The organism is Vibrio ponticus (genome assembly GCF_009938225.1).
Classification (GTDB): Bacteria; Pseudomonadota; Gammaproteobacteria; order Enterobacterales; family Vibrionaceae; genus Vibrio; species Vibrio ponticus.
In genome coordinates this window covers 2,281,195-2,293,068 of sequence record NZ_AP019657.1, presented here as the reverse complement: position 1 = coordinate 2,293,068, position 11,874 = coordinate 2,281,195, and the positions used below count along the sequence as shown (strand labels likewise).

At 45.5% G+C, this 11,874-nt stretch carries 10 protein-coding genes; 8 read left to right on the top strand and 2 right to left on the bottom strand.

Translation table 11 applies throughout. From position 1 onward, the window contains the following. Nucleotides 1-18: 18 nt before the first annotated feature. The 3 genes from GZN30_RS10220 to GZN30_RS10210 are packed head-to-tail and all read left to right on the top strand — an operon-like array spanning nt 19 to nt 2,513. A complete protein-coding gene (locus tag GZN30_RS10220; protein ID WP_375732267.1) occupies nt 19-786 on the top strand; it encodes a sulfite exporter TauE/SafE family protein in 768 nt (255 codons plus the stop codon). 41 nt (nt 787-827) lie between these two features. After that, a complete protein-coding gene (lgt, locus tag GZN30_RS10215) occupies nt 828-1,652 on the top strand; it encodes a prolipoprotein diacylglyceryl transferase (RefSeq protein WP_075651464.1) in 825 nt (274 codons plus the stop codon). A 9-nt stretch (nt 1,653-1,661) separates the two neighbouring features. Further along, the gene (locus GZN30_RS10210) at nt 1,662-2,513 is read left to right on the top strand and encodes a thymidylate synthase (protein ID WP_075651466.1); all 852 of its coding nucleotides are present in this window, start codon (nt 1,662-1,664) and stop codon (nt 2,511-2,513) included. Between the two features lie 375 nt (nt 2,514-2,888). Here the strand turns inward: GZN30_RS10210 and GZN30_RS10205 are convergent, their stop codons facing one another. Continuing rightward, nucleotides 2,889-4,034 carry a Na/Pi symporter gene (locus tag GZN30_RS10205; RefSeq protein WP_075651468.1) on the bottom strand — a complete coding sequence of 382 codons (1,146 nt, stop codon included), beginning with the start codon at nt 4,032-4,034 and terminating at the stop codon, nt 2,889-2,891. A gap of 414 nt (nt 4,035-4,448) precedes the next feature. Between GZN30_RS10205 and nhaR the strand changes: the two genes are divergently transcribed. Together nhaR and GZN30_RS10195 are read left to right on the top strand one after the other, a co-directional pair. Further along, on the top strand, nt 4,449-5,339 hold the full coding sequence (gene nhaR, locus GZN30_RS10200) for a transcriptional activator NhaR (protein WP_075651470.1): 891 nt from the start codon (nt 4,449-4,451) through the stop codon (nt 5,337-5,339). 121 nt (nt 5,340-5,460) lie between these two features. Further along, nucleotides 5,461-5,778, top strand: a complete 318-nt coding sequence (locus tag GZN30_RS10195; protein WP_075651472.1) for an ArsR/SmtB family transcription factor — start codon at nt 5,461-5,463, stop codon at nt 5,776-5,778. 112 nt (nt 5,779-5,890) lie between these two features. Here the strand turns inward: GZN30_RS10195 and rpsT are convergent, their stop codons facing one another. Next, a complete protein-coding gene (rpsT, locus tag GZN30_RS10190) occupies nt 5,891-6,151 on the bottom strand; it encodes a 30S ribosomal protein S20 (RefSeq protein ID WP_075651474.1) in 261 nt (86 codons plus the stop codon). Between the two features lie 260 nt (nt 6,152-6,411). Here rpsT and murJ point away from each other — a divergent pair, with 260 nt between their 5' ends. The 3 genes from murJ to ileS all read left to right on the top strand — a co-directional run bounded on the left by murJ (nt 6,412) and on the right by ileS (nt 11,867). Beyond that, nucleotides 6,412-7,974: a murein biosynthesis integral membrane protein MurJ gene (gene murJ, locus GZN30_RS10185; RefSeq protein ID WP_075651476.1), complete on the top strand. Its 1,563-nt coding sequence runs from the start codon at nt 6,412-6,414 to the stop codon at nt 7,972-7,974. A 64-nt stretch (nt 7,975-8,038) separates the two neighbouring features. After that, the gene (ribF, locus tag GZN30_RS10180; protein WP_075651478.1) at nt 8,039-8,974 is read left to right on the top strand and encodes a bifunctional riboflavin kinase/FAD synthetase; all 936 of its coding nucleotides are present in this window, start codon (nt 8,039-8,041) and stop codon (nt 8,972-8,974) included. Nucleotides 8,975-9,038: 64 nt separating this feature from the next. Further along, entirely contained in the window at nt 9,039-11,867 is a 2,829-nt protein-coding gene (gene ileS, locus GZN30_RS10175; RefSeq protein ID WP_075651480.1) for an isoleucine--tRNA ligase, read from the top strand. Nucleotides 11,868-11,874 lie beyond the last annotated feature (7 nt).

The window sequence follows — 11,874 nt, the reverse complement described above, 5'->3', positions numbered from 1 at the left end:
ATTGAATTGCTATTGTTAATGCTTTTACTCGGCGCATTTGTAGGTGTAATGGCAGGGTTATTAGGTATCGGTGGTGGTTTAATAGTGGTCCCTGCTTTGGTCTTTCTTTTACCACAAGCCGGAATTGATCCGAGCATCACGATGAACATTGCTTTGGCAACCTCCCTTTCGACCATCATCGTCACTTCAGGTTCTTCTGCGTTTAATCACCTCAAGTTGGGGAATGTCGACATGTTTGTCGTCAAGTGGTTGATGCCCGGCGTTGTTATTGGCGGTTTTGTTGGCGCTAACGTCGCGGAGTGGATACCAAGTGAATACCTACCGAAAGTCTTTGGTGTGATTGTGCTACTGCTTGCGTTGCAGATGTTACTGTCGATTAAAAGTACCACTGAGCGCAGTATGCCTTCGAGTGGTGTGACCATGGGGTATGGTGCTGGAATTGGCATTATTTCTAGTTTGGCAGGGATTGGTGGTGGCTCTTTATCGGTGCCTTTCCTTAATCGCCATGGCGTTGAGATGCGAAAAGCGGTAGGCTCTTCCTCTGTGTGTGGCTGTGTGATTGCCATTTCAGGTATGACAGGCTTTATTTTGCATGGTTACAGCGCTGATAACTTACCAAGTTATAGTGTGGGTTACGTGTATTTGCCCGCACTGGCAGCGATTGCATCAACCTCAATGTTGACGACAAAGATTGGCGCCAAATTGGCGACATCTTTACCGACGGCGGCATTGAAAAAGATTTTCGCGCTATTTTTGATGTTTGTAGCAGGAACTATGTTGCTGTAGTGCAATCTCATCTAAATCATTATTAAAAGAGTAGTCTTCTTATGTCTCAGGGATACTTTGAATTTCCTAATATCGATCCTGTATTAGTCTCAATTGGCCCACTATCTATTCGTTGGTATGGCTTAATGTACTTAATCGGTTTTGCCTTTGCCTTGTGGCTGGCGAATCGACGCGCTGACAAACCGGGCAGTGGCTGGACTCGCGAACAGGTGTCTGACTTGCTCTTTGCTGGTTTCTTAGGTGTCGTGATCGGCGGTCGTGTCGGTTATGTTTTGTTTTATAACTTTGAGTTGTTCCTACAAGACCCACTTTACCTGTTTAAAGTCTGGACCGGTGGTATGTCATTCCACGGCGGTCTGCTGGGTGTGATCACCGCAATGTTCTGGTATGCGCGTAAAAATGGACGTACTTTCTTTGGTGTGGCGGATTTCATTGCTCCACTGGTGCCGTTTGGCTTAGGTATGGGGCGTATGGGTAACTTTATGAACAGCGAGCTGTGGGGACGTGTTACTGACGTGCCTTGGGCTATCGTATTTCCTAATGGTGGTCCGCTGCCGCGCCATCCTTCACAGCTATATGAGATGGCTCTTGAAGGGATCGTACTGTTCTTTATTCTAAACTGGTTTATTAAAAAGCCACGTCCACTTGGATCTGTGTCAGGTCTGTTCTTAGTCGGTTATGGTACATTCCGTTTCCTCGTCGAATATGTCCGTGAACCAGATGCACAATTAGGCTTATTTGGTGGCTTTATCTCTATGGGTCAAATCTTATCAACACCAATGATCATTGCTGGTGGTTTGATGATGGTATGGGCCTACAAGCGCGGTCACTACAAAGACGAATTACCCCAACAGAAAGCGAAGTAAGGAATTGGTGTGAAACAGTATTTAGAACTCTGTCAGCGTATTGTTGACCATGGTGAGTGGGTTGAAAACGAGCGTACCGGCAAGCGCTGCTTAACGGTAATTAATGCCGATTTAACTTACGATGTGGCTAACAACCAGTTCCCGCTAGTGACTACACGTAAGAGCTTCTGGAAAGCGGCAGTCGCAGAGTTACTGGGCTATATCCGTGGGTATGATAATGCCGAAGATTTTCGTCAGCTCGGCACCAAAACCTGGGATGCGAATGCGAATTTGAACGAAGCTTGGCTGAATAACCCATACCGCAAAGGCGAAGATGACATGGGACGCGTATACGGCGTTCAAGGTCGTGCATGGGCAAAACCTGATGGCGGCCATATTGACCAACTACGCAAGATTGTGGATGACTTGACTCGCGGCGTTGATGACCGCGGTGAGATCTTAAACTTCTACAACCCAGGTGAGTTCCATATGGGTTGTTTGCGTCCATGTATGTACAGCCATCATTTCTCGCTACTGGGCGACACTTTGTACCTCAACAGTACTCAGCGTTCGTGTGACGTGCCGCTAGGGCTGAATTTCAATATGGTTCAAGTGTATGTGTTCCTTGCTATCATGGCGCAAATTACCGGTAAGAAGCCTGGTGTGGCGTATCATAAGATTGTTAATGCACACATCTACGAAGATCAGCTTGAGTTGATGCGTGATGTACAGTTACAACGTGAACCATTAGCACCTGCAACGTTCCACATTAACCCTGAGATCAAGTCACTTGAAGACTTGGAAACATGGGTAACCTTGGATGACTTTTGGGTTGAAGGCTACGAATGCCACGAGCCGATTAAGTATCCGTTTTCGGTGTAAGCGATAGATTGAATGAAAAAGACTGACCTAGTGTCGGTCTTTTTTTTGGATGCGGGAACGCGTTGCTACGGAACGTTGCGCTGCGCTTAACTTACGGATGCGGGAAGGTGTTGCTACGGAACGACGGATGCTGGAAGGTGTTGTTACGGAGTGTTGCGGTGCACTTCACTTACGGATGCGGGAACGCATTGCTACCGAACGTTGTGTTGCACTTTACTTACGGATGTGGGAATGCGTTGTTACCGAATACTTTTTCCGTGAGCGAAGCGTTCCGTAAACGCAGTGTTCCTATGTTTCCGTAGCTTGCGTTCCTTGCAAAAAAAAGCCCCTGACCGAGGTCAGGGGCTTAGCAAGCGATGGTGTGTTACTTTGTTATTATACTGTCAGTGCTAGGATTGCACCTGGTAGCACGATGAACACTGATAGTAGGTATGCTGCTACAACTGCTTTGTTCTTAACTGCTGTTGCTGCTAGGTATTCAGCACACTTCACTGGAATCTCACGTAGGAACGGGATACCAAAGATAAATACAGTTGCCATTAGGTTGAACACTAAGTGTACAAGTGCGATTTGTAGTGCGAACACTGCGAACTCGCCTGATACTGCTGTTGCTGCTAGTAGCGCGGTAATACAAGTACCGATGTTAGCGCCTAGAGTGAACGGGTAAACGTCACGAACTTTAAGAACGCCAGTACCTACTAGTGGAACCATTAGACTAGTTGTCGTTGAAGAAGACTGAACTAGTACTGTCACGATAGAACCCGATACGATACCGTGGATTGGACCACGACCGATTGCGTTCTTAAGAATATCACGTGCACGACCAACCATTAGACCTTTCATTAGCTTACCCATTACGGTGATAGCTAGGAAGATTGTCGCGATACCGATAGCGATCAGCAATACGCCACCAACAGTGTTACCAAATGTACCTAGAGGACCTTGCAGTGCACTGATTACTGGTTTAGTGATTGGTTTGATAAAGTCAAAACCACCCACGCTCATGTCACCAGTGTTTAGTAGTGGTGAAACCAACCAGTGAGACACTTTGTCTAGAATACCGAACATCATCTCTAGCGGTAGGAAGATCATTACAGCTAGTAGGTTGAAGAAGTCGTGAATCGTCGCACTTGCAAATGCGCGTTGGAATTCTTCTTTGCAACGAACGTGACCTAGAGAAACTAGAGTGTTAGTTACTGTTGTACCAATGTTTGCACCCATAACCATAGGGATTGCAGTTTCAACTGGTAAACCACCAGCCACAAGGCCGACGATAATAGAAGTTACTGTACTTGAAGACTGGATAAGTGCTGTAGCCACAAGACCGATCATTAGACCAGCAATTGGGTGAGCCGCAAATTCAAATAGAACTTTAGCTTGGTCGCCCACTGACCACTTAAAACCAGTACCTACCATTGATACCGCTAGAAGCAGTAAGTACAACATGAATGCCAAGTTAGCCCAGCGTAACCAGCGAGCTGTGCTCGAAATAGGTGCTGCTGTAGTAGTAGCTTGGTTCATAAATATTTTCTCCGTTGGACCGTTTACTCGTTGATTTGGTCTGTAAGTTGAATCTGAGGGCGATAGTAGAGAGGAAATATTTCAGTAATATTACAGTTGGGTGTAACAATGATTTTTTTTCTCTTAGTAAGCAAATATGTCTGTATTTTTTGTTTTACATTTAATTTAAGTGTTTGATATTTAATGATTAAATCTTGCTCTTAATGATGTTGAAATCAGTCACAAAAATGTCAGAAAAGTCAGGGTAGAGTGAAATTTGGCACTATTTTATGACAGTGTGTTGTCATAAATGACAAGATAGTTATCGGTAAAAATAGTGTATTTGTGGCTTTTGTATCGGTTTTATCGAATCGTTGTTGTCATCTAGGGCATCTGTTATAAAATAGAGATACCAATTGACCAGTGAAACTCACAATGTCTCATCTAAATTACAATCATCTCTACTATTTCTGGATGGTTTGCAAGCAAGGCTCGGTAACCAAAGCGGCAGATGCCTTATTCCTCACACCGCAAACTGTCACCGGGCAAATTAAAGCGTTAGAAGATCGTCTCGACGGCAAATTGACCAAACGCAATGGTCGCAGTGTTGAGCCTACCGAACTTGGTCAGCTCGTTTTCAAATATGCGGATCGTATGTTTGGTCTTAGCTATGAGATGCTTGATATTGTTAATTACAGCCAACATTCGAATATATTATTTGATGTCGGTGTGGCTGATGCATTATCGAAACGTTTGGTGAGTAAGATTTTGATGACCACAGTGCCTGAGGACAACAGTATCCATTTGCGCTGCTTTGAGTCGACGCACGAAATGCTACTGGAACAACTGGCGCAACATAAACTGGATATGATTTTGTCCGATTGCCCGGTCGATTCGAGCCAAAGCCCGGGTCTCTTCAGTAAGAAGCTCGGTGAGAGCAGCATGAGTTTCTTCTGCTCTGGTCAAGTTGAAAAAGTGAAGTTCCCTGAGGTGTTAGAGCAGCGTAAATTGCTGATCCCTGGCAGTCGTACGGCGATGGGTCGTAAGGTTATTGAATGGTTTGATCGCCAAGGTATTACCGTCGACATTCTTGGCGAATTCGATGATGTGGCGTTAATGAAGGCATTTGCTCGTTATCACGATGATGTCATCTTTTTAGCACCGACACTCTACAGCCAAGAGATTCAAGAAGATCAAGCTTTGCAGTTACTTGGTCATGTTGATGAGTTGAAAGAAGAGTATTACGTGATTTTTGCTGAGAGAATGATCCAGCATCCCGCTGTAAAAAATGTATGTGATGCGGATTTTAGTAAACTATTTAATTAAGGTCTTTTACACATTGCGTCAAATCGCTTAACATCCACATTTAGTAAGTGTATATAATACAGACTAATAAAGGTCTCAAAACCTCAGGTGAGATGTTTTGCTGTTCCAAGGAGGCGTACTGATGAATGTGCTAGAGATGGAGAAAAACTCTGCTCAAGCGGTAGTGCTATTAAAAGCGATGGCCAATGAAAGACGCTTGCAGATATTGTGTTTGCTACATAACCAAGAACTTTCAGTTGGAGAGTTGTGTAGCAAGTTATCGCTGAGCCAGTCGGCGCTTTCACAGCATTTAGCGTGGCTACGTCGTGATGGTTTGGTCGATACGCGTAAAGAAGCACAAACGGTTTACTACACACTGAGTAGTGATGAAGTGAAGGCATTAATTCACTTATTGCACAGTTTATATTGCCGACCAGTTGGTGAATTGCAACCCAGTTAACTAGGGTAGGCTTGTTGAGCTTTAAAATGGCTTAGCATTTAAATTTGACAGATTTTAGATATAAAAAAACCGGCCAAGGCCGGTTTTTTCTTCACTGGAAATCAGAGTTCTATTATAGAGCTTTGATTGCAGCAGCGAAACGAGACTTATGACGTGCAGCTTTGTTCTTGTGAACAAGACCTTTAGTCGCCATACGGTCTAGGATTGGTGTAACTGCAGCGAATGCAGCAGTTGCAGCTTCTTTGTCGCCTGCTTCGATAGCAGCAACAGTTTTCTTCATGTAAGTGCGCATCATAGAACGACGGCTAGCGTTGTGCTGGCGACGTTTCTCAGCTTGGATAGCGCGCTTCTTAGCAGATTTACTATTTGCCAAGGGTCTAACTCCCAAAAACTTTAGTTCGGTGACAATTTAAGGGCAGGGAATATCCCCTATTTGCACCCAAATGTCAAATGATTTGTGCAAAAACCAGTCTGAGCCAAACAATTTTTGGATTCGACGAGTCATCGCGGTTAAGATGGCGTGGATTCTATCAGTATTCTTTTTTTAATGCTAATACTTATCTGCCCTGAAAACGACTTTCCTTTATCTATTTTGGGTAGATTAACCAAGTATTGCTGTTATTTGAGGTAGTTGTGAGTAAACGTCTGCTTAAGTCTGGCATGATCGTCAGTGCAATGACTTTGATTTCCCGCGTGTTAGGTTTAGTTCGTGATGTGGTGGTTGCTAACCTCATGGGCGCAGGTGCCAGCGCGGATGTATTTTTCTTTGCCAATAAAATTCCTAATTTTTTGCGCCGTCTATTTGCTGAAGGTGCGTTTTCACAAGCTTTTGTGCCGGTATTAACCGAAAGTCATGCTGCTGGTGATATGGATAAGACGCGCGAGTTGATCGCTAAAGCATCCGGTACGCTGGGTGTGATTGTTTCGATTGTGACCTTATTAGGTATTCTTGGCTCCGGTGTGGTGACTGCACTATTTGGTTTTGGTTGGTTTTTAGATTGGCTCAATGATGGTCCTTCGGCGGGAAAATTTGAATTGGCGAGCTTTATGCTCAAAATTACCTTTCCTTATTTATGGTTCATCACCTTTGTCGCCTTGTCGGGGGCCATTCTTAATACCTTAGGCAAATTCGCAGTCTCGTCGTTTACACCCGTTTTTCTCAACGTCATGATCATCTTTTCTGCATGGTTTATTGCCCCGCAGCTGGCGCAACCAGAAATTGGCTTAGCGATTGGTGTTTTCTTAGGTGGTTTAGTTCAGTTCTTATTCCAAATCCCTTTCCTTATTAAAGCGGGCGTGATGGTGAAGCCTAAGTGGGGCTGGCGCGATCCGGGTGTGGTGAAAATTCGCACGCTAATGATCCCGGCTCTGTTTGGTGTTTCGGTTAGCCAAATCAACCTACTGCTTGATACCTTCATTGCCAGTTTCTTACAAACCGGCTCAATCAGTTGGTTGTACTACTCTGACCGTTTACTTGAATTTCCACTCGGGCTATTTGGTATCGCGATTGCTACCGTTATTCTACCTGCGTTGTCGCGTAAGCATGTTGACGCTCATAGTGAAGGGTTTGCCAGCACGATGGATTGGGGCGTGCGAATGGTGCTGTTATTAGGTCTGCCTGCCATGCTGGGTTTGATGGTATTAGCCAAACCGATGTTAATGGTGCTATTTATGCGTGGTGAATTCTCTCCTCATGATGTTCATCAAGCCTCCCTTTCCTTACTTGCCTACTCGTCAGGGTTGCTTAACTTTATGTTGATTAAAGTGCTCGCCCCTGGCTACTACTCACGTCAAGACACTAAGACACCAGTGAAGTACGGTATTGTCGCGATGGTGACCAATATGGGCTTTAACGCGATCTTTGCTTATTTCTATGGCTATGTTGGTTTAGCAATGGCAACGGCGCTATCAGCACTGGTTAATATGTCTCTTCTATATAGAGGGCTGCATATTCAAGGTGTGTATCAAATCAGTAGACGCACGCTACTATTTATTGCCCGCTTGGTGATGGCAGGTGGCGCGATGGTGGCGGCTATTTTGTGGCAGTTAGAAGAGATGAGCGTTTGGCTGACTTGGAGCTTTGCAGAGCGCGTTATGTGGCTGGCTGCGTTGATTGGCTTAGGCGCTGGCGTTTACCTAATTTGCCTGCTGGTTTTAGGCGTTCGTTTAAAAGATTTAAAAGCAGCGACAGAGTAGCCGCGATTAGTATATAATCCGTCGGTTTCACGCAGTGTAAAATAAAGGCATTAAGCAACTCCCAATGGAATTGATCCGAGGTATTCACAATATTTTGCCGCAACATCAAGGTTGTGTGCTTACCATAGGAAACTTCGATGGTGTTCATTTAGGGCACCAAGCTGTGTTAGAGCAAGTGGCACACCAAGCGCAAACATTAGGTTTGCCGTCGATGGTGATGACGTTTGAACCACAGCCATTGGAGTTGTTTGCAAAAGAGAAAGCACCGGCGCGTTTGACGCGTTTGCGAGATAAGTTTGTCCAATTAAGCAAACTTAACTTAGATCGCTTACTTTGCGTCAGTTTTAATACCTATTTCGCCAATCTAAGCGCGGAAGAGTTTATTACTGACTTGTTGGTCAAGCGATTGGGTGTTAAGTTTCTCGTAGTCGGCGATGACTTCTGCTTCGGTCGTGGTCGTAAAGGTAACTTTGCGATGCTGCAGCAAGCGGGTAAAGAGTATGGTTTTGAGGTGGTCAGCACCCAAAGCTTCTGTTTACAACAACTGCGAGTGAGCAGCACTGCGATTCGTAATGCTTTAGCGGAAGATAACTTACCGGCAGCGGCTGAGATGTTAGGTCGCGACTACAGTATTAGTGGGCGCGTATCTCATGGACGCAAATTAGGTAGAACCATAGGTTTTCCTACTGCAAATATTCCCCTCAAGCGCTGTGTATCACCCGTTTCTGGTGTGTATGTCGTTCAAGCTTTAGGGCTTGGCGGGCAAGCGATTGGAGGAGTGGCGAACATTGGTCAAAGACCAACAGTAAATGGTGTTCGCCAACAGCTAGAAGTACATTTATTCGATTTTCAAGGCGATTTATACGGCAAACAGCTCGAAATTGTACTTCTGGAAAAACTTCGCAATGAACATAAATTTGAGTCGTTCGAAGCGCTTAAACAGCAAATAGAATTGGATGCTGAGGCAGCAAGGGTGTGGCTGCGTCAGTTTAAGGGTTAATCGGTTTATTCCACCGATTAGCATAATGTCTAACTTTCGCCCAATATAACGGAATTAAGAATCGATGAGTGAGTATAAAGATACCCTGAACTTACCTGAAACAGGGTTTCCGATGCGCGGCAATCTGGCACAACGTGAGCCAGAAATGCTTAAGCGTTGGTACAAAGAAGATCTTTACGGTGAAATCCGTAAAGCTAAGAAAGGCAAAAAGTCATTCGTGTTGCACGATGGTCCTCCATACGCGAACGGTGACATTCACATTGGCCACGCACTAAACAAGATTCTTAAAGACATTATTATTAAATCCAAAACACTTTCAGGTTTTGACGCACCATACATTCCTGGTTGGGACTGTCACGGTCTTCCTATCGAGCTAATGGTAGAGAAGAAAGTAGGTAAGCCAGGTCAAAAAGTGACGGCAGCTGAGTTCCGTGAAAAATGTCGCGAATACGCAGCGGGTCAAGTTGAAGGTCAAAAAGAGAGCTTCAAGCGTCTTGGTATCATGGGTGAGTGGGACAAACCTTACCGCACAATGGATTTTGCTACCGAAGCAAACATCATTCGTGCACTGGGTAAAATTGCCGACAAAGGTCACCTACTAAAAGGTTTCAAACCAGTTCACTGGTGTACGGACTGTGGCAGCGCACTTGCTGAAGCAGAAGTTGAGTACAAAGACAAAGTTTCTCCGTCTATCGACGTACGTTTTAAAGCCGCAGACGAAGCAGCACTGCTAGCTAAGTTTGAGCTAAACGAAGGTCATGAAGGTCACGGTGACGTATCTATCGTTATCTGGACAACCACACCATGGACACTGCCAGCGAACCGCGCAGTATGTCTACGTGATGATCTTGAGTACGTATTAATCCAAGTTGAAGGCGACAACCCAGAACGTATCATCGTTGCATCTGAGCTAGCGAAAGATGTGATGGATCGCGCGGGTATCGAACACTTCCACAACCTTGGTTTTGCTAAAGGTGCCGATCTAGAGCTTGCTCAGTTCAACCACCCATTCTACGATTTCAGCGTTCCTGCGATCCTAGGCGATCACGTAACGACTGACTCAGGTACAGGTGTGGTTCACACTGCCCCTGGCCACGGTCAAGAAGACTTCGCAGTTGGTCAAAAATACGGTCTAGAAGTTGCAAACCCAGTTGGTTCAAACGGTGTTTACCTACCTGACACTGAGCTATTTGCTGGTCAACACGTATTCAAAGCAAATGATGCGGTTGTAGAAACGCTAAAAGAAAAAGGCGCGCTACTGCACCACCACGCTTACGAGCACAGCTACCCACACTGCTGGCGCCATAAGACACCAATCATCTTCCGTGCAACACCACAATGGTTTATCTCTATGGATCAAGCGGGTCTACGTGCTAAAGCACTAGAGTCAATCAAAGGTGTTCAATGGATGCCAGAATGGGGTCAAAGCCGCATCGAAGGTATGATCGAAGGTCGTCCTGAGTGGTGTATCTCTCGTCAACGTACATGGGGTGTGCCAATCGCTCTATTCGTTCACAAAGAGACAGCTGAACTGCACCCTAAATCACTAGAGTTGATTGAGAAAGTAGCACAGCTAGTAGAGCAAAAAGGCATTCAAGCTTGGTGGGATGTGGATAACGCAGAACTGCTAGGCGATGACGCTGACCAATACGAAAAAGTACTGGATACGCTAGACGTATGGTTCGACTCTGGTGTAACACACTCTGCGGTTGTTGACGCTCGTGAAGAGTTCAACGGTCACAGTGCTGACCTATACCTAGAAGGTTCAGACCAACACCGTGGTTGGTTCCAATCGTCACTGATTTCATCGATCGCGATGAAAGATGAAGCACCATACAAGCAAGTGCTAACACACGGCTTCGTGGTAGATGGTCACGGCCGTAAGATGTCAAAATCTATCGGTAACGTTGTTGCACCAAAAGATGTAACCAACAAACTAGGCGCAGACATCCTTCGTCTATGGGTTGCATCAACAGACTACACTGGTGAAGTAGCGGTTTCTGACGAAATCCTAAAACGCTCAGCAGATGCGTACCGTCGTATCCGTAACACGGCGCGTTTCTTCCTAGCAAACTTGAACGGTTTCAACCCTGAAACGGATCTTGTTCCTGCGGAAGAGATGGTTGCGCTAGATCGTTGGGCTGTGGGTCGTGCATTTGCAGCACAAGAAGAGATCATCAAAGCTTACGACGAGTACAACACGCACGCAGTAATGCAGCGTCTAATGCACTTCTGTTCAGTAGAAATGGGTTCATTCTACCTAGACGTGATTAAAGACCGTCAATACACAGCGAAACTGGGCGGTCACGCACAACGTAGCTGTCAAACAGCACTTTACTACATTGTAGAAGCACTAGTTCGTTGGATGGCACCAATCATGTCGTTCACTGCAGACGAAATCTGGAACGAAATGCCAGGTGCGCGCGACAAGTTTGTCTTCACAGGCGAGTGGTTCGATGGTCTATTCGGTCTTGCAGAAGGCGAAGAGCTAAACAACGAATTCTGGACTGAAATCCAAAAAGTTCGTGGTGGCGTGAACAAACTGCTAGAAGCTGCGCGTACTGATAAAGTTATCGGTGGTGCGCTACAAGCTGAAGTGACGCTATACGCAGATGATGCACTAGCAGCGCAAATTAACAAGCTTGAAGATGAACTACGTTTTGTTCTACTGACTTCAGCAGCGGTAGTGAAGCCTCTAACTGAGAAAACTGACGCAGCCAAAGCCACTGAGCTTGAAGGTCTGTTTGTTGAAGTGAAAGCGACGGAAGCTGAGAAATGTGACCGTTGTTGGCACCATACACCAGATGTCGGCACAATCGCAGGTCACGAGACAGTGTGTGGTCGTTGTGTGTCGAATATCGATGGTGAAGGTGAAGTTCGCCGTTATGCTTAATCCGTCT

Excerpts from the sequence above, each read along its gene's own strand:
- GZN30_RS10220 (WP_375732267.1), top strand. The coding sequence starts at position 19 with ATGCTTTTACTCGGCGCATTTGTAGGTGTAATGGCAGGGTTATTAGGT.
- lgt (WP_075651464.1), top strand. The coding sequence starts at position 828 with ATGTCTCAGGGATACTTTGAATTTCCTAATATCGATCCTGTATTAGTC.
- GZN30_RS10205 (WP_075651468.1), bottom strand. The coding sequence starts at position 4,034 with ATGAACCAAGCTACTACTACAGCAGCACCTATTTCGAGCACAGCTCGC.
- nhaR (WP_075651470.1), top strand. The coding sequence starts at position 4,449 with ATGTCTCATCTAAATTACAATCATCTCTACTATTTCTGGATGGTTTGC.
- GZN30_RS10195 (WP_075651472.1), top strand. The coding sequence starts at position 5,461 with ATGAATGTGCTAGAGATGGAGAAAAACTCTGCTCAAGCGGTAGTGCTA.
- ribF (WP_075651478.1), top strand. The coding sequence starts at position 8,039 with ATGGAATTGATCCGAGGTATTCACAATATTTTGCCGCAACATCAAGGT.
- ileS (WP_075651480.1), top strand. The coding sequence starts at position 9,039 with ATGAGTGAGTATAAAGATACCCTGAACTTACCTGAAACAGGGTTTCCG.